The sequence below is a fragment of the Rhizobacter sp. genome, assembly GCF_032229685.1.
GTDB lineage: Bacteria > Pseudomonadota > Gammaproteobacteria > Burkholderiales > Burkholderiaceae_C > LMDS01.
In genome coordinates, this window is sequence record NZ_JAVTWP010000030.1 from 1 (window position 1) to 17833 (window position 17833).

At 67.0% G+C, this 17833-nt stretch carries 17 protein-coding genes; 12 read left to right on the plus strand and 5 right to left on the minus strand.

The window, feature by feature from the left end; genetic code table 11:
• Positions 1–2044 (minus strand): pyruvate dehydrogenase (acetyl-transferring), homodimeric type (gene aceE / locus AC30PD_RS10720; RefSeq protein WP_489535653.1); only part of this gene is annotated, 2044 nt, incomplete at its 3' end.
• Positions 2045–2210: 166 nt separating this feature from the next.
• On the opposite strand from aceE, the gene AC30PD_RS10725 reads away from it, so the two are divergent.
• The 5 genes from AC30PD_RS10725 (at position 2211) to AC30PD_RS10745 (ending at position 9109) form a co-directional block, all read left to right on the plus strand.
• Positions 2211–4760, plus strand: a complete 2550-nt coding sequence (locus tag AC30PD_RS10725) for a PAS domain-containing sensor histidine kinase (protein ID WP_489535654.1) — start codon at positions 2211–2213, stop codon at positions 4758–4760.
• Positions 4757–5380 carry a response regulator transcription factor gene (locus tag AC30PD_RS10730; RefSeq protein ID WP_489535655.1) on the plus strand — a complete coding sequence of 208 codons (624 nt, stop codon included), beginning with the start codon at positions 4757–4759 and terminating at the stop codon, positions 5378–5380. Before AC30PD_RS10725 ends, AC30PD_RS10730 begins: the two co-directional genes overlap by 4 nt.
• Positions 5381–5447: 67 nt before the next feature.
• The gene (gene folD / locus AC30PD_RS10735; protein WP_489535656.1) at positions 5448–6299 is read left to right on the plus strand and encodes a bifunctional methylenetetrahydrofolate dehydrogenase/methenyltetrahydrofolate cyclohydrolase FolD; all 852 of its coding nucleotides are present in this window, start codon (positions 5448–5450) and stop codon (positions 6297–6299) included.
• A gap of 12 nt (positions 6300–6311) precedes the next feature.
• On the plus strand, positions 6312–8393 hold the full coding sequence (locus AC30PD_RS10740) for a M3 family metallopeptidase (RefSeq protein WP_489535657.1): 2082 nt from the start codon (positions 6312–6314) through the stop codon (positions 8391–8393).
• Positions 8394–8509: 116 nt separating this feature from the next.
• Positions 8510–9109, plus strand: a complete 600-nt coding sequence (locus tag AC30PD_RS10745; protein ID WP_489535658.1) for a glutaredoxin family protein — start codon at positions 8510–8512, stop codon at positions 9107–9109.
• On the opposite strand, the gene AC30PD_RS10750 is transcribed toward AC30PD_RS10745, so the two are convergent.
• From AC30PD_RS10750 to AC30PD_RS10760, 3 genes are read right to left on the minus strand one after another with little or no spacing between them, the layout of a single operon-like run.
• Positions 9099–10322, minus strand: coding sequence for an MFS transporter (locus AC30PD_RS10750; protein WP_489535659.1), 1224 nt, complete (start codon positions 10320–10322; stop codon positions 9099–9101). The two genes, AC30PD_RS10745 and AC30PD_RS10750, sit on opposite strands and share 11 nt — an antisense overlap.
• The gene (locus tag AC30PD_RS10755) at positions 10309–11736 is read right to left on the minus strand and encodes a DNA recombination protein RmuC (protein WP_489535660.1); all 1428 of its coding nucleotides are present in this window, start codon (positions 11734–11736) and stop codon (positions 10309–10311) included. Before AC30PD_RS10755 ends, AC30PD_RS10750 begins: the two co-directional genes overlap by 14 nt.
• 22 nt (positions 11737–11758) lie before the next feature.
• A complete protein-coding gene (locus tag AC30PD_RS10760) occupies positions 11759–13261 on the minus strand; it encodes an ABC transporter permease/substrate-binding protein (protein ID WP_489535661.1) in 1503 nt (500 codons plus the stop codon).
• A 212-nt stretch (positions 13262–13473) separates the two neighbouring features.
• Between AC30PD_RS10760 and AC30PD_RS10765 the strand changes: the two genes are divergently transcribed.
• A complete protein-coding gene (locus AC30PD_RS10765) occupies positions 13474–13875 on the plus strand; it encodes a response regulator transcription factor (RefSeq protein ID WP_489535662.1) in 402 nt (133 codons plus the stop codon).
• A gap of 11 nt (positions 13876–13886) precedes the next feature.
• Here AC30PD_RS10765 and AC30PD_RS10770 read toward each other — a convergent pair whose 3' ends face one another.
• Positions 13887–14519 (minus strand): response regulator, encoded by a 633-nt coding sequence (locus tag AC30PD_RS10770; RefSeq protein ID WP_489535663.1) that lies wholly within the window; start codon positions 14517–14519, stop codon positions 13887–13889.
• Positions 14520–14572: 53 nt separating this feature from the next.
• On the opposite strand from AC30PD_RS10770, the gene AC30PD_RS10775 reads away from it, so the two are divergent.
• The 6 genes from AC30PD_RS10775 to AC30PD_RS10800 all read left to right on the plus strand — a co-directional run bounded on the left by AC30PD_RS10775 (position 14573) and on the right by AC30PD_RS10800 (position 17829).
• Entirely contained in the window at positions 14573–15928 is a 1356-nt protein-coding gene (locus tag AC30PD_RS10775; protein ID WP_489535664.1) for a CHASE3 domain-containing protein, read from the plus strand.
• A gap of 183 nt (positions 15929–16111) precedes the next feature.
• A complete protein-coding gene (locus tag AC30PD_RS10780; protein WP_489535665.1) occupies positions 16112–16276 on the plus strand; it encodes a DUF1328 domain-containing protein in 165 nt (54 codons plus the stop codon).
• Between the two features lie 56 nt (positions 16277–16332).
• On the plus strand, positions 16333–16716 hold the full coding sequence (locus AC30PD_RS10785; protein WP_489535666.1) for a hypothetical protein: 384 nt from the start codon (positions 16333–16335) through the stop codon (positions 16714–16716).
• 29 nt (positions 16717–16745) lie between these two features.
• Positions 16746–17126 (plus strand): hypothetical protein, encoded by a 381-nt coding sequence (locus tag AC30PD_RS10790; protein WP_489535667.1) that lies wholly within the window; start codon positions 16746–16748, stop codon positions 17124–17126.
• The gene (locus AC30PD_RS10795) at positions 17123–17590 is read left to right on the plus strand and encodes a hypothetical protein (protein WP_489535668.1); all 468 of its coding nucleotides are present in this window, start codon (positions 17123–17125) and stop codon (positions 17588–17590) included. The genes AC30PD_RS10790 and AC30PD_RS10795 overlap by 4 nt, the downstream gene beginning before the upstream one ends.
• Positions 17587–17829: a hypothetical protein gene (locus AC30PD_RS10800; protein ID WP_489535669.1), complete on the plus strand. Its 243-nt coding sequence runs from the start codon at positions 17587–17589 to the stop codon at positions 17827–17829. The genes AC30PD_RS10795 and AC30PD_RS10800 overlap by 4 nt, the downstream gene beginning before the upstream one ends.
• Positions 17830–17833 lie beyond the last annotated feature (4 nt).

Sequence of the window (17833 nt, forward strand, 5' to 3'; positions counted from 1 at the left end):
GGATCACGCCGACCTCGTGCGCGAAGGTCGGGTCGTAGCTGATGCAGTTCGGGATCGTGCCGGCCAGGATGTGGCTGTGCCCGTCTTCGTGCTGCAGGCCTTCGCCGTTCAGCGTGGTGCGCCCCGAGGTGCCGCCGAGCAGGAAGCCCCGCGCCTGCATGTCGCCGGCCGCCCAGGCCAGGTCGCCCACACGCTGGAAGCCGAACATCGAGTAGTAGACGAAGAACGGAATCATGATCCGGTTGTTCGTCGAGTAGCTCGTGGCCGCAGCGATCCAGCTGCTCATGCCGCCGGGTTCGTTGATGCCTTCCTGCAAGACCTGCCCGGCCTTGTCTTCGCGGTAGTACATCACCTGGTCCTTGTCGACCGGTGTGTAGTTCTGCCCCGCGGGGTTGTAGATGCCGATCTGGCGGAACAGGCCTTCCATGCCGAAGGTGCGCGCTTCGTCGACGAGGATGGGCACCGAGCGCGGCCCCAGTTCCTTGTCGCGCAGCAGCTGCGTCAGGAAGCGCACGAAGGCTTGCGTGGTGCTGATCTCGCGGCCTTCGGCGGTGGGGTCGAGCACGGCCTTGAAGGTGTCGAGCGGCGGCACGGTCAACGTTTCGTCGGCCTTGGTGCGGCGGTGCGGCAGGTAGCCGCCGAGCGCCTTGCGGCGTTCGTGCAGGTACTTCGCCTCGGGCGAATCGTCGGCCGGCTTCAGGAAGGGGATGTCGGCGAGCTTGTCGTCGGCGATCGGGATGTTGAAGCGGTCTCGGAAGATCTTCAGGTCTTCGTCGATCAGCTTCTTGGTCTGGTGCGCGGTGTTCTTGCCTTCGCCGCTCTTGCCCATGCCGAAGCCCTTGACGGTCTTGATCAGCAGCACCGTCGGCTGGCCCTTGGTGTTGGCGGCCTTGTGGAAGGCGGCGTACACCTTCTGCGGGTCATGGCCGCCGCGGTTCAGGCGCCAGATGTCTTCGTCGCTCATCTTCGCCACCATCTCGAGCAACTTGGGGTGGCGGCCGAAGAAGTTCTTGCGCACGAAGGCACCGTCGTTGGCCTTCATGGCCTGGTAGTCGCCGTCGACCGTCTCCATCATCACCTTGCGCAGGATGCCTTCCTTGTCGCGGGCGAGCAGCGGGTCCCAGTAGCCGCCCCAGAGCAGCTTGATCACGTTCCAGCCCGAACCGCGGAACTCGCTCTCGAGCTCTTGAATGATCTTGCCGTTGCCGCGCACCGGGCCGTCCAGGCGCTGCAGGTTGCAGTTGATGACGAAGATCAGGTTGTCGAGCTTCTCGCGTGCGGCCAGGCCGATGGCGCCGAGCGATTCGGGTTCGTCCATTTCGCCGTCGCCGCAGAACACCCAGACCTTGCGGTTTTCGGTGTTGGCGATGCCACGCGCGTGCAGGTACTTCAGGAAACGCGCCTGGTAGATCGCCATCAGCGGGCCCAGGCCCATCGAGACCGTGGGGAACTGCCAGAACTCGGGCATCAGCTTCGGGTGCGGGTAGCTCGAGATGCCCTTGCCGTCGACCTCCTGGCGGAAGTTCAGCAATTGCTCTTCGCTGATGCGCCCTTCCATGAAGGCGCGGGCATAGATGCCGGGCGACGAATGGCCCTGGATGTACAGCAGGTCACCGCCGTGGCCTTCGCTCTCTGCATGCCAGAAGTGGTTGAAGCCGGTGCCGAACATCGTGGCCAGCGACGCGAAGCTCGAGATATGGCCGCCAAGGTCGCCGCCGTCGGCCGGGTGCAGGCGGTTGGCCTTCACGACCATCGCCATTGCGTTCCAGCGCATCAGCGTGCGCAGCCGCTCTTCGAGTTCGATGTTGCCGGGCGTGCGCTCTTCCTGGTCGGTGGGAATGGTGTTCACGTAGGCCGTGTTGGCCGAGAACGGCACGTCGACACCGGCCTGGCGCGCCTGGTCGATCAGCTGTTCGAGCAGGAAGTGGGCGCGGTCGCCACCTTCGGCCCCGATGACGGCCGACAGCGCGTCGAGCCACTCGCGGGTTTCTTGGGTGTCGGCGTCGTTCGCGGCGGCACCAAATGACTCAGGCATTGCTGACATGCTCGTCTCCAGAGTTGATTTTTTCGGGTCGGCGGGAGTTTCTCACAACTCCCAATATTTTCCAAATGGCGCGAGTTGATTTCATATTGTGATTTTGTAGAGCTGCAAACCCTGCTCCTGCGACCCGCTGCCGGTCGCCACTCCGGCCAGCCTTGATAATCCGCCGATGACCTCCGCCCTCAAGGCTGCAACGCTGCCTCGCCCCCCCAGAACCTGGCCCGAACGCCTCTTCGGCCGCTGGTGGCGGCGCCAGTCGGCGACCCGCCAAGACCACTTCGCGACACTCGGCCCGCTGGTCTCGGTGATGCTGTTTCTCGCTGCGATCATCTTGGCGTTTTGGTATCTGCGCAATGAGGAATTCGAGCGCCAGCAGGAGTCGGTCAAGCGCGACACCGAAATCACCCAGCAGCAGATCCGCCTGCGCCTGATCGAAAACCAGGAACAGCTGGTGCGCATCGCGCGCGAGATCGTCACCCGCGCCATCGATCGCGACCAGTTCCTGGCGCAAGGCAGCAGTTTCACGCGCGAGCACCCCGAGATCACCAACCTGATCTGGGTCACCGGCTCGCGCAGCGTGAAGGCGAGTTACTCGTCGACCAGTTTCCCTGCCGAAACCGCGATCACCGGCGACGACACGCCGGCGTCTTTCCCGGTGGAAGGCAGCGACAAGCCACCCGAAGCCGCTTTCGTCGCGGCCCGCACCCACCGCCAGCCGGCGTACTCGAGGCCCTTCGCCGACACCTTCGGCAACGCCGTCTTCCAGGTGCACGTGCCGCTGATCGAGCGCAGCGCGTTCGCGGGCACGCTGATCGCCGAGTACTCGATCGAAAGCCTGATGCGGCGCAACGTGCCCAAGGACATTTCGGTGCGACACGCCATCAGCCTGCTCGACGACGGCGGGCACGTGCTGGCGAGCACGGTCACTTCGATGCCGGGCGCAGCGGCGGCGCCGCGCCCGTCGATCGTGCACGACCTGCCGCTGGCGCCGGCCAGCAATGGTCTGGTGCTGCGCGGCCACGGCTACCGCACCTCGATCGGCCTGATCAGCAACACCTTGTTCTGGATGGTCGCCGCGCTGTCGGTGCTGACGGTGTGGATGCTGCTCGGCACCTGGCGCCACATGGGGCGGCGCCAGCAGATGCAGAGCGCACTGGTGACAGAAACGAACTTTCGCCGCGCGATGGAAAACTCCATGCTGACCGGCATGCGCGCGATGGACATGGAAGGCCGCATCACCTACGTGAACCCGGCCTTCGGCGCGATGACCGGCTTTTCAGAAGCCGACCTCGTCGGCCGCAAGCCGCCGTTGCCCTACTGGCCGCCCGATCGGCTGGAAGAAAACGCGCGCCTGCTGCAGCAAGAACTGCAGGGCCGCAGCCCGGCGGGCGGCATCGAAGTGAAGGTGATGCGCAAGGACGGCTCGGTGTTCGACGCGCGCATGTACGTCTCGCCGCTGATCGACCCGAAAGGCCAGCAGACCGGCTGGATGACCTCGATGACCAACATCACCGAGGCCAAGCGCATCCGCGACCAGCTCTCGGCCTCGCACGAACGTTTCACGACCGTGCTCGAAGGGTTGGATGCGGCGGTGTCGGTGCTCTCGGTGCAGCAGGGTGAATTGCTGTTCGCGAACCGCTCCTTCCGCTTGTGGTTCGGCGCCGACTCGCAAGGCCACGCGCTGCTGGCGGGCGCCGAAGAAGGCATTCCATTCCTCGCCGAAGTCGACGACTCGGTCGACAACTTCGGCGGACTGCCGACGCAGGAACTCACCGAAGCCGGCTCCGACTCGCGCGAGGTCTACATCGAGTCGCTGCAGAAGTGGTTCGACGTGCGCGCGCGTTACCTGCAGTGGACCGACGGACGCCTGGCGCAGATGCTGATCGCGACAGACATCACCGCGCGCCGCACTGCCGAAACGCTCGCCGCGAGCCAGGCCGACAAGGCCCAGGTGACGAGCCGGCTCGTCACCATGGGCGAGATGGCCTCGTCGGTCGCGCACGAACTGAACCAGCCGCTGACCGCCATCACCAACTACTGCAACGGCATGGTCACGCGCGTGAAGAACAACGCGATCGAAAAAGACGACCTGATCGCCGCGCTGCAGAAGACCTCGCGCCAGGCCCAGCGCGCCGGGCAGATCATCCACCGCATCCGCGCCTTCGTGAAACGCAGCGAGCCGCAGCGCCAGCCGGCCCACGCGCACAGCATCGTCGAAGACGCGGTCGATCTGGCCGGCATCGAGCTGCGCCGCCGCAACGTGTCGATCCGCACGTATGTCGCGCAGCGTCTGCCCGAAGTGCTGGTCGACCCGATCCTGATCGAGCAGGTGGTGCTCAACCTGCTGAAGAACTCGGCCGAGGCGATCGACAACGCGCGCCTGCCGCCCGAGCGCCGCAACATCGAGCTGCGCGTGGTGCCGCTGCGCAACGCTGAAGAAGGTGACGTGATCGAGTTCAGTGTGACCGACATGGGCCCGGGCCTGAAAGAAGAAGTGATCAACCGTTTGTACGAAGCCTTCTTCTCGACCAAGGTCGACGGCCTGGGCATCGGCCTGAGCCTTTGCCGCACCATCATCGAGAGCCACCGGGGCCGGATCAAGGCCCAGAACCTCTACAATGGCGACACCGCAGTGGGCTGCCGTTTTTCGTTCACGCTGCCGGTTCAAGGCTCCCTCGCGGAGCGCCCCACCACCACCAACCCGGTCGTCACTTCATGAGCTTGATTCCTAAGAAGGGCACGGTCTACGTTGTCGACGACGACGAAGCCGTGCGTGACTCATTGCAGTGGTTGCTCGAAGGCAAGGACTACCGCGTCAAGTGCTTCGACTCGGCCGAGAGTTTCCTCTCGCGCTTCGACCCCCGCGAAGTCGCCTGCCTGATCGCCGACATCCGCATGGACGGCATGAGCGGCCTCGAACTGCAAGACCGTCTGCTCGAACGCCGCTCTCCCTTGCCCGTGACCTTCATCACCGGCCACGGCGACGTGCCGATGGCCGTGACCACGATGAAAAAGGGCGCCGAAGACTTCATCGAGAAGCCCTTCAAGGAAGACGAACTCGTGGCCCTGGTCGAGAAGATGCTCGACCGCGCCCGCGTCGACTTCTCCAAGCACCAGGAAGCCGCCAGCCGTGATGCGCTGCTGTCGCGCCTGACCACCCGCGAAGCGCAGGTGCTCGAACGCATCGTCGCCGGCCGGCTGAACAAGCAGATCGCCGACGACCTGGGCATCAGCATCAAGACGGTCGAGGCGCACCGCGCCAACATCATGGAAAAGCTGAACGCCAACACCGTGGCCGACCTGCTCAAGATCGCACTCGGCGCACAAGCCAAGGTCTGATCGTTTTCATATTTCAGAAGGGCCGCCTGATCAGCGGCCCTTCGCGTTGACGGAGTCCATTCTTCTCATGACGGCCCAACTCATCGACGGCACGGCACTCTCGACCCGCATCCGCGCCGAAGTGGCGCAGCGTGCCGCGGCGCTCGCCGCGCGCGGCCACCAGCCTGGTCTGGCGGTCATCCTGGTCGGTGACGACCCGGCCAGCCAGGTCTACGTGCGCAACAAGGTCAAGGCCTGCCACGACGCCGGTGTGCATTCGGTGTTCGAGAAGTACGACGCCACGCTCACCGAAGCCGGGCTGCTGGCGCGGGTGGCCGCGCTCAATGCCGACCCGCGCATCCACGGCATCCTGGTGCAGATGCCGCTGCCGGCGCACATCAACCCGCACAAGGTGATCGAAGCGATCGCCACGCACAAAGACGTCGACGGTTATTCGGTGCTGTCGGCCGGCGAACTGATGACCGGCCTGCCCGGCTTTCGCCCTTGCACGCCATATGGCTGCATGAAGCTGATCGCGAGCACCGGCATCGACCTGCGCGGCAAGCACGCCGTGGTCATCGGCCGCAGCAACACCGTCGGCAAGCCGATGGCCCTGCTGCTCTTGCAGGCGAACGCCACCGTCACCATCTGCCACAGTGCCACGAGCGAGATCGGCCACCACACGCGCCAGGCCGACGTGGTCGTCGCGGCGGTCGGCAAGCGCAACGTGTTGCGCGCCGACATGGTCAAACCCGGCGCGGTGGTGATCGACGTGGGCATGAACCGCAACGACGAAGGCAAGCTCTGCGGTGATGTCGACTTCGCCGGCGTCGCCGAAGTCGCCGGCTTCATCACGCCGGTGCCGGGCGGCGTGGGCCCGATGACGATCACGATGCTGCTGGTCAACACGATCGAAGCCGCCGAGCGCACTGCCGGCTGAAGGAAGAAGAGCATGAACCAGACGAACACCACCATGAACCCGCTGCTCGACCACACCGGCCTGCCACGTTTCGCCGAGATCCGGCCCGAGCACATCACGCCCGCCGTCGATGCGCTGCTCGGCGCGGCCAACGCCGCGCTGGCCAAAGCCACCAGCGACGCCGTGCCGCCCGACTACGACGCGCTGTCGGCCGTGTTCGACGTGGCCAGCGAACACCTGTCGAGCGCCTGGAGCGTCGTGGGCCACCTGAACGCCGTGGCCGACTCGCCGGAGCTGCGTGCCGCCTACAACGAGAACATGCCGAAGGTGGTCGATTTCCAGACCCGTGTGGGCGCCGACGAAGCGCTGTTCGCCAAATACAAGGCGGTGCTCGCCGGCTCGCAGGCGGACCGCCTGAGCGCCCCGCGCCGCCAGGCCGTGAACAACGCAGTGCGCGACTTCAAACTGTCGGGTGCCGAGCTCGAAGGCGTAGCCAGAACACGCTTTGCCGAGCTGCAGGACCGCCAAGCGGAACTGGGCCAGAAGTTCTCGGAACACGTGCTCGACGCCACCGATGGCCATGCCTGTTTCGCGGGAGAAGCCGAGCTGGCGGGTTTGCCCGACGACGTGAAACTGGCCGCGCGTGCGGCGGCAGAAGCGGCCGGCCAACCCGGCTACAAGTTCACGCTGCACCTGCCGAGTTTCATCCCGGTGATGCAATACGCCGAGAACCGCGCGCTGCGCAAAAAGCTCTACACGGCCTACGCCACCCGCGCCAGCGAGCAAGGCCCGGCCGAACTCGACAACAGCGCGCTGATGCGCGAGCTGCTGCAACTGCGCCAGGAAGAAGCCGAACTGCTCGGTTATGCCAACGCGGCCGAAGTGTCGCTGGTGCCCAAGATGGCCGGCTCGCCCGCCGAGGTGCTGCGCTTTCTCACCGATCTGGCGCAGCGCGCCCGCCCGGGGGCCGAGCGTGACCTGGCCGAGCTGCGCGAGTTCGCGCGCACCGAGCTCGGCCTGCCCGATCTGCAGGCCTGGGACATGGCCTTCGCCAGCGAACGCCTCAAGGAAAAGCGCTACGCCTTCAGCGAGCAGGAGGTGAAGCAGTACTTCACCGAAGGCAGGGTGCTCGACGGCCTGTTCCACATCATCGAGACCGTGTTCGAAGTGCGCATCCAGCCCGACACGGCACCGGTGTGGCACCCGAGCGTGCGCTTCTTCCGCATCGAGCGCCCGGGCTCGGGCGACGCGGCACCGAAGCTCGTCGCCCAGTTCTACCTCGACCTGTTCGCGCGGCCCGGCAAGCAGCCCGGCGCATGGATGGACCACGTGCGCAGCCGCTGGGCCCGGCCCGAGGGCGTGCTGCAGACGCCGGTGGCCCACCTCGTATGCAACTTCACGCCGCCGGCCGTGGTCGACGGGCAACTGCGCCCCGCCCTGCTCACGCACGACGACCTGACCACGCTGTTCCACGAGTTCGGGCATGGCCTGCAGCACATGCTCACGCAGATCGACGACATCGGCGTCTCGGGCATTGCCGGCGTCGAGTGGGACGCGGTCGAACTGCCGAGCCAGTTCATGGAAAACTTCTGCTGGGAGTGGGACGTGCTCAAGCGCCTCACCGCCCATGTCGACACCGGTGAGCCGATGCCCCGCGCGCTGTTCGACCGCATGCTGGCAGCGAAGAACTTCCACAGCGGGCTGCAGACGCTGCGGCAGGTCGAACTGTCGATGATCGACATGCGCCTGCACATGGAACCCGATGCCGCCGAGCGCATCGCGCAGTTGCAGGCCGAAGTACGCGACGCCGTGGCCGTGGTGCGCCCGCCCGACTTCGCACGCAACCTGCACACCTTTTCTCACATCTTCGACGGCGGCTACGCGGCCGGCTACTACAGCTACAAGTGGGCCGAGGTGCTGTCGGCCGATGCCTGGGGTGCGTTCGAGGAGTCGGCGGCCAGCGCGGCCGGCGTGCTCAACGTCGAAACCGGCCGCCGCTACCGCGAGGCCGTGCTCGAGACCGGCGGCAGCCGCAGCACGATGGACAGCTTCAAGGCCTTTCGTGGCCGCGAGCCCAGCATCGAAGCGCTGCTTCGCCACCAGGGCCTGGCCTGAGAGTGTGCGAGGCGCCGCAAGAGCGGCAACCTTGCGCAGACTGCGGCCTCACGCCGCTTGAAGGCCCTCTCGGCGTGGGTTAGATTCGCGCATCCCCTGTTCTGGCCGGAGAGACGATGAAGACGATGCTCAAGTTGCTGCGCTGCGCACCGTTGCTGTTCGTGGCGCTTCAAAGCCATGCGCAATACAAGGTCACCGGGCCCGACGGCAAGGTCACCTACACCGACCGGCCGCCGATCACCAGCGAGAGCAAGGTCACCTCGATCAACGCGCGCAGCGGCGCCTCTGAAGTCGCGCTCCCGCTCGACCTGCGCCGTGCGGTGTCACGCTACCCCGTCACGCTGTTCGTGGCCGGCGCCAACTGCGAGCCCTGCGACGCCGGCCGCACGCTGCTGCGCCAGCGTGGCATTCCGTTCAGCGAACGCCAGGTGCAGACACCCGAAGACAACGACGCGCTCGAGCGCCTCTCGGGCGGGCGTGACGCGCCCACGCTGAGCATCGGCGCACAAGTGCTGCGCGGGCTGTCGCCTGAAATCTGGGGGTCGTATCTCGACGCCGCGGGTTACCCGCGCGAGTCGCAGTTGCCGGCGAACTACCAGTACCCGGCAGCCGCCCCCGTGGTGGCCCGCACGCCCCCGCCGCGTGCACCCGAGCAGGCCAATTCCGACACGCCGGCCGCCACGCGCAGCAACAACCCGGCCGGCATCAAGTTCTGATCGGCGGCGGCTCGGCGCTGATGCGCCGCGCCTGCAGGCTGCCGGCGGCCACCAGCGCGCCCATCACCCAGAACAGCGAGGCTGCGCCGAGCGCCGCGCCGGCCAGGCCGAACATCAGCGGCATCACCGCGCTCGAGAAGTTGATCGTCATCGAGCGCAGCGCGATCGCTTCGCCATGGCGGTCGTGCGGCGTGATCTGGTGCAGCGTGGTCATGACCATCGGTTGCACCGAACCCAGCGCCAGGCCGAGCAGCACGGCGCACACGCCCATCATCCAGGCCGACTGCACGAACGGGTAGGCGGCGAACACGAGGCCGGTGGCCAGCATCGCCGCGACCAGCACCTGCGCTTCGCGCAAGTGCCGGGCGAGCAGCGGGATCAGCAGCCGGATCAGCGCGACCGCCGCCGCGAACACGCCCAGCACCGTGCCGATGGCCGATGCGCTGAAGCCACGCTCGTGGCCGAGGATGGGCACGACGAAGGTGTGCACGTCCCAGCTCGCCGAGAGCAGCCAGTTCACCACCAGCAGGCGGCGCAGCCCGGGCGTGCGCAGCAGTTCCCAAGAACTGCGCCGCTGCTGCTCGTTGGTGCGCGGCGGCGGCGTCTCGCGCGGCACGCGCCGCGCCCACCACAGGCTGGCCAGCGGCAGCAGCGCCATCGCACCGAACGCGGCGGCGAAGCCGCCCACGTCGATCAGCACACCGGCGAGCACCGGGCCAACCACGTTCGACAAGGCCGGCGCCACACCGAGCCAGCTGAACACACGCCGCAGGTCGGTCGCGTGGCGCGCGCTGCGGCCGGCCGTGCGCTGGATCGTGATCAGGCCGACGTTCGAGCCGGCGCCGGTCAGCATGGCCGCGGCACACAGCACGATGAAGCGGCTGCCCTGCGGCAACCAGGTCGAGAGCAGCGCGAGCAAGCCGCCAGCCACGGTGAGCGCCACCGCCACGCGCAAGGGAAAGTGGTAGCCGTGGCGGTCGGCGAGCCGCCCGGCGGGCAGCGCGAGCAGGATCGGCGCCACCGCGAACAGGCCGAGCAGCACGCCCACGGCCCAGGCCGAATCGCCCTGCCGCAGCGCCTGCAGCGGCGCTGCGAGGCGCACGCCGGCCATGCACGAGTGCAGGCAGATCTGGCCGACGATCAGCGCGATGAGGGTGCGCGAAAGCTGCGCCGCGGCGGGCTCGGCCGGTGGCGCAGCCTCAGGCGCTGTCATCGTCGGTCGGGTCGGCCTCGGCGCCCGGCAGCAGGATCTGCGTGCGTTGTTCTGAAAGTGCTTCGACCGACTTCAGGCGCCGCGTCATCACGTTGGTGCGGGTCTGCGCCTGGTCGATGGTGCTGCTCGCTTCGTCGAGCTTCTTCTTGGTCTTGGCCAGCACCTCGCCGAACTTGCCGAACTCAGTCTTCACCGCGCCCAGCACTTCCCACACCTCGGCCGAGCGCTTCTCGAGCGCGAGCGTGCGAAAGCCCATCTGCAGGCTGCTCAGCGTGGCCAGCAACGTGGTCGGCCCGGCCAGCGTGACGCGGTACTCACGCTGCAAGGCCTCCATCAGCCCGGGCCGGCGCAAGGCCTCGGCATACAGGCCTTCGGTGGGCACGAACAGGATCGCGAACTCGGTCGTGTGCGGCGGCGCCACGTATTTCTCGCGGATCGTTCGTGCTTCCATGCGCAAGCGCTGTTCGATCGCCTTGCCCGCGGCTTCGGCGCCCGGCGCATCGGCGCGCTCCTGCGCGTCGAGCAGGCGCTCGTAGTCTTCGCGCGGGAACTTCGCGTCGATCGGCAACCACAGCGGCGCGCCGTCTTCGCGCCGGCCCGGCAGCTTGATCGCGAACTCGACGCGCGCGCCGCTGCCCGGCACGGTCTCCACGTTCACGGCGTACTGCTCGGGCGTGAACACCTGCTCCAGCAGGCCGGCGAGTTGCACCTCGCCGAAGATGCCGCGTGTCTTCACGTTCGTGAGCACGCGGTTCAACGAACCCACGTCTTTGGCGAGCAACTGCATCTCGCCCAGGCCGCGGTGGACCTGATCGAGCCGGTCGGCCACCTGCTTGAAGCTTTCGCCCAGGCGCTGCTCCAGCGTGGCATGCAGTTTTTCGTCGACCGTGGCACGCATCTGCTCGAGCTTCTTCTCGTTGTCGAGCTGGATCGCGGCGAGCTTCTGTTCGACGGTGGTGCGCACTTCGGCCATGCGCTGGTCGTTCGACTGCGACAGCGCACGCAGCTGCTCGATCAGCGTGTCGGAAAACCGCTTCAGCGACAGCGCCTGCTGCTCGCCCGAGCGCGCCAGCGTGTCGGCCAGATTCGCCTGCGTGGCGGCGAGCTGGGTGCGAAAGCTGTCGATCTGCTCGTTCTGGGTGCGAGCCACGTCGCCTTGCTGCGTGAGCAGCGTCTGCTGCAGGCTGGCCAGTGTTTGCGTGAGCTCGGTGCGCGTGCCGCTGGCGCTGCGCGCCACTTCGTCGCGCAGCGCACGTTCGAGCGATTGAACGTCGTTGCGCAGGCCATTCTGCAGCTCGTCGCGCAGGCGCTGCAACGGGGCCGGGTCGGCGCGACGCAGCGCGAGCCAGAGGGTCAACAGCAGCAGGAGAACAAGCAGCGCCAGCAGCGCGAACGAGATCCAGTCGAGGGGCATTCCCCGATTGTCGCAGCAGCGTTCAGCTTCGTCCGGCGGCGCTCGGCCCGCGCACCAGCCAGCGCTCCACCACGTCGAACGCGGCCTGCACCAGCAAGGCCAGCACGGCCGCCGGCAAGGCCCCGGCGAGCATGGCCGCGTTGTCGTTCACCGCCAGGCCCGCGACGATGCGCTCGCCGAAACCCCCGGCACCGATGAAAGCGGCCACGGTCGCCGTGCCCACGTTGATGACGGCCGCGGTCTTCACGCCGGCCAGCAAGGTCGGCAAGGCGAGCGGCAACTGCACCTGGCGCAAGCTCTGGCGCGGCGTGAGCCCGAGCGACAAGGCGGCCTGACCCAGCCCTTGCGGCACGCCACGCAACCCGGCATGGGTGTTGCGCACGATCGGCAGCAAGGCATACAGGAACAGCGCCAGAAGCGCCGGCACCAGACCGATGCTGCCGATCAGGGCGATCAGGAACGCCAGCAGCGCCAGCGAGGGCACCGTCTGCAACACCGCCACCGCACCGAGCAGCCAGCCGGCGCTGCGCGGCCAGCGCCACGCGGCGATGCCGAGTGGCACGCCGACGGCGATGGCCATCAGGAGCGAGCCGAACACCAGCATCAGGTGTTGCAGCGCGAGGCGCGCGAAATCGGGCGCGAACAGGCGTTGCATGAAACCTTGCCGCGCCACCGCGGTGGCCGGCGCGGCCTGGGCCAGAAAGCCCTTCGCCACTTCGGCGAAGCTCTGCCCGTCGAGTTCGACCTGCGCGTTCATCGCGATCATGGCGGCGGCATCGATGCGGCCTTCGAGCCGCGCGAGCGGTCGCACGTCGAGCGCCGATCGCATCAGCAGCACCGCGTCGTACTTCGGGAAGAAGCCGAGATCGTCCTGCAACACACGCAGCTGGTAGCGGCCGACTTTCGCATCGGTGGAATAGATGTCGATCAGGTCGACCTTGCCGGCGCTGACGGCCTCGTAGGCCAGCCCGTGGTCGAGCCCGGCCGCGGTGCCCAGTGCCAGCTTGTAGGCCGCCTTCAGCGCCGGCCAGCCATCACCACGTTCGAGAAACTCGTGCGAGAGCCCGAGCCGCAGCGCCTGTGCCGAAGGTTTCAGCAAATCCGAGATGCGCACGAGCCCCAGCTCGGCCGCACGCGATTCGCGCATCGCCAGCGCATAGGTGTTGTTGAACCCGAGCGGCACCGCCACCTTCAGGCCGCGCGGCGCCAGCCATTCGTTGAGTTGCTCGAGCGACGGGTTGCCCACGGTCTGCGGCCGCTTGAGCAACTCGCGCACGATGGTGCCGGTGTACTCGGGGTAGACGTCGACCGCGCCGCTGGCCAGCGCCTGCTCGAGAATGCCGGTGTTGCCCAGGCCCTGCTTGTGTTCGGCGCTCACGCCCTGCGCCTGCAGCGTCTGGCGCACGATCTCGCCGAGCACGTACGACTCGGTGAAACGTTTCGACCCCACCTGCACCGGCTGGGCTGCGGCGGCCAGGGCCATCCACAAGGCCAGGGCCGCACCAATCGCGAAGGGCTTGCGCATCCGGCGATTCTGGCAGCGCAAGTCACATTCACGGCAGACGCTGTAGGACACGTCTGACAGCGGGTCGCGGTAATCCCGGTTGGAACCACCGCGGCAACTGCGGAACAATAAGGGGCCTGTTCAAGTATCCGCTTGACGGGTGCGACGAACATGCCCGACCCGGCAAGTCGCCGCACGACCGATTTCCCGGAGCTCCCGGAGCTCAGCCTTCCATGCCTGCCCTGAACGCCTTTATCGTCGAAGACAGCCCGGTGATCCGGGAGAACCTCATCGCTGCGCTCGAAGAACTCGCACCGGTCAAGGTGGTCGGCACGGCAGAAGACGAAACCACGGCCGTGAACTGGCTCGGCGCCGAAACACCGGGTTGCGACCTGGTGATCATCGACATCTTCCTGAAGCGCGGTTCGGGCCTGGGCGTGTTGCGCGCCGCCACCGAATTGCACAAGCCGATGAGCCTCGTGGTGCTCAGCAACTACGCCACACCCGACATGCGCCGCAAGTGCCTGGAGCTCGGTGCGAGCCGGGTGTTCGACAAGTCGAACGAGATCGACGCGCTGATCCAGTACTGCGCGCGCCTCGCCGAGGGAGACACCGGCCACACACCGCTCGCCTGACGATGTTCGGGCTACTGGATCAGGCCGTTCTTCAGCGCGTAGTAGGTCAGGTCGCTGTTCGACGCCAGGCTCATCTTTTCCATCACCCGGGTGCGGTAGGTGCTCACCGTCTTCACGCTGAGCGACATGCTCTCGGCCATGTGGCCGATCGTCTCGCCCTTGGCCAGCCGCAGGAAGACCTGGAACTCACGCTCCGAGAGTTGCTCGTGGGCCGGCTTGTCGCCACCGCCGCCCAGGCCGTCGGCCAGCAGCTCGGCCACACCGGCGGTGATGTACTTGCGGCCACGGAACACGGTGCGGATCGCCTTGACGATCTCTTCCGGGTCGCATTCCTTGTTCAGGTAACCACTCGCGCCCTGGCGCAGCAACGTGGTCGCGTAGTGCTCTTCCGGAAAGCCCGACAGAATGAGCACCGGCAGGTCGGGCGCGCGCGCCTTGATGGCCGCGAGCGCGTCGACACCGCTCTGGTCGGGCATCGACAGGTCCATCAGGATCACGTCGACTTCGCCCTTGCGCACGATGTCGATGGCTTCTCGGCCACTCGACGCTTCGGCCACCACGGTCAGGTCGACCTGCTCGGAAAAGTACTGGCGCAACCCGGCCCGCACGATGGCGTGGTCATCGATGATCGCGATTCGAATCATGGCGTGCGGTTCCCGAAGAAAGTTTTCAACGCGTCGAGTTTAAAGGCGAAGCCATGTCGACACCAATGAAGTTGCTTCCGCTGCTGCATGGCGGCCGCCTCACCTTTCCGCTCGCCTCGCTCGCGGCCCTGGCCATGTTCGTGATCAGCGAGAGCTCCTACCAACAGGCCACGGCACGCTTCGAGGAGCTGGGCACGCAGGGCACGGCGCGCACGACGATCCAGACACTCTGGCGCAGCCTCACCGATGCCGAGACCGGCCAGCGCGGCTACCTGCTCACGGGCCGCAAGGAATACCTGAAGCCCTACGAAGCGGCGCAGGTCAAGGTAGCCCAGTCGCTGGCGTGGTTGAACCAGTACTACAGCGCCGAGCCCGAAACCCAGACGCTGATGGCGCAAGTGCAGAAGGCCTCCGACAACAAGCTGGCCGAACTCGCCGAGACCAACCGCCTGCACGACGAAGGCCGCGAACAGGCCTGGCGCGACCTGATCCTCAGCAACATCGGCGCCGAGCAGATGGACACGGTGCGCAGCTACAGCGAGAAGTTGCTGGCGCACGAGACGATCAAGGTCGCCGAAGGCCGCAGCAGCGTCTTGCAGACCCTGATGATCAACCGCATCGGCGTGACCGCCATGGCCGCGCTGAGCCTGCTCGCGTTGTTCATGTACTTGCGCCAGACCACGGCACTGGTGCGCCTGCGCGAAGAGCAGCGCCGGGTCGCGCAGTCCGAGCGCGACCAGTTCGAGCGCGAAGTGGTGCGCCGCACCGACCAGCTGACCGACTTGGCGCGCCACCTCCAGACCGTGCGCGAAGACGAGCGCAACCACCTCGCGCGCGAGCTGCACGACGAGCTCGGCGCCTTGCTCACCGCCGCCAAGCTCGACGTGGCGCGCCTCAAGTCGCGCCTGGGCGCACTGACCCCGGAGGTTGCCGATCGCCTGCAGCATCTGGCCGACGGACTGAACAGCGGCATCGCCCTGAAGCGCCGCATCATCGAAGACCTGCGGCCTTCGTCTCTGAGCAACCTGGGCCTCGTGGCGGCGCTCGAGATCCTGGTGCGCGAGTGGGCCGATCGCAGCGACGTGACGGTCGACAGCGACTTCCAGCCGGTGCGCCTGCGCCCTTCGGCCGAGCTCACGGTCTACCGCCTGGTGCAAGAGGCGCTGACGAACATCAGCAAGTACGCCAAGGCGAGCGAGGTCCACGTCAGGCTCTCGGCCGAAGCAGGCCAGGTGCTCGTCACCGTGCGTGACAACGGCGTCGGCTTCGACGTCGATGTGCCGCAGGCCAGCGCCCACGGCCTGCTGGGCATGCGCTACCGGCTCGAGACCGAAGCCGGCACGCTGCTGCTGAAGTCGTCGGCGGGCCAGGGCACGCTGATCGAAGCCAGGCTGCCCGAGAGCAGCTGAGGCGCACGTCGGGCGCGCGTCGGCGACGTCCTACATCCAAGGGGTCGTTCCCCCGACAGTGCTGCGGCAACGCCACCGATCCTGATTCGAAGGGCGGAAGAACACACTTCTTCCATCGCAACGAACCCGTTGTGACACCCCTTCAACAGGAGCGGACACCGCTCCGGAAATCAGGAGCCCGCCATGCTGCACTACGCCGTCGTCTTCTTCGTGATCGCCTTGATCGCTGCCGTGTTCGGCTTTGGTGGCATCGCCGCCAGCGCCGTCGGCATCGCCAAGATCCTGTTCGTGGTCTTCGCGATCCTGGCCGTGGCCAGCTTCCTGTTCGGCCTGATCAAGAAGGGCTGAGCGGCGTTCTCGCCGCCTTCTCTTCAACCACCTTCATCGCACACCAAGGAATCACCATGAGCACCATCAAGCAAGTTGCCAACGAAGCATCGCATGTCGCCGACCAGGCCGCCGACAGCGTCAACACCGCCGTCCGTTCGACCCAGGGCGTGGCCAACCAGGCCTTCGACCGCCTGAGCGACAAGATCGAATCGGCGCGCGAACACGCGGTGCCGCTGATCAACCGCCTCACCAGCCAAGCCGAAAACGCCGCCCACCGTGGCGCCGACGCGGTGCGCGACGCTTCCGCACAAGTGCGCGAGAAGGCCCTCAAGGCCAGCGACACCACGGTCTCGTACATCAAGGACGAGCCGGTCAAGGCCATGCTGATCGCGGCCGCCACGGGTGCCGCGCTGATGGCGCTCATCAGCCTGATGGGCCGCTCGCGCAGCGCCGACTGATTCACCACATTGCACGAGACCGCACCGCCATGATCCACCCGCTGTTGCGCCTGATCGCCACGCAGCCGCAGCTGCTGGCGGACCATGCCGAGTCGTATGCCGACCTCGTCGGCGAAGAACTCGGCAAGACCACCACGGTGTGGAAACGGCGCGTGTTGCTGAACGCCACGGCGCTGTGCCTCGTCGGCGTGGCGGCGGTGCTCGGTGGCGTGGCGCTCATGCTCTGGGCCGCGTTGCCCTCAGAGAGCATCCACGCGCCCTGGGCCCTGCTCGCCGCACCCGCCTTGCCCGCCCTGATGGCGCTGTGGTGCGGCTACGAAGGCCAGCGTGAGACCGACGACGTCTTCAAGGACCTGAAACAACAGATCGCCACCGACCTCGTGATGCTGCGCGAAGTGAGCGCGGCATGAACGCGGTCGAGCGGATCGAGCTGTCGCGGGCGCGGCTGCGTGCAGCCATGCTGCCGCCTGCGTTGCCGGCGCCCGAGCCTGGTTCGGGCCCGCTCGCCTGGCTCGAACGCATCAAGGACCAACCGAGCATCGCCGTCATCATCGACACGCTGCAAGGCTGGTGGTCGCGTCACCCGATGCGGCCGCTGGTGCAGGTGGCCAGCGACGCGACGAACGCGGTCGCCAAACCGATCGCGCAGCACAACCCGCTCGCGATGGTGCTGGCAGCCGGCCTGCTCGGCATCGTTTTCGCGTGGAGCCGGCCGTGGCGCTGGGCACTCAAGCCGGCGCTCTTCGCGGGGCTCATGCCCCAGCTCGTTTCACGGGTGGTCGCCAACCTGCCACTCGAATCCTGGCTCTCTGCCTTCACTGCCACGGCTGCCGGCAACACCAGCCCACCAGAACCCCAAAGAACCTCATCATGACCACGCACGCCTTCAACTCGCCCCGCTGGAACACCGCCGCCTTTCACGACGCGACCGACACCTCTCCGATGGAACTGTCGGAGCTCGGTGCCCACATCGAGCGCTGCAACGGGTGCCGTGGCCGCTGGTTCCAGCTGCGCTGCGTGGCCGATGCCGTGCATGACTTCGTGGCACCGCGCTTCGTCACCACCTTGCTCGTCGCCGGCACCGTCGCCGGGCTCGCAGCGCTCGCGCTGTAAAGCA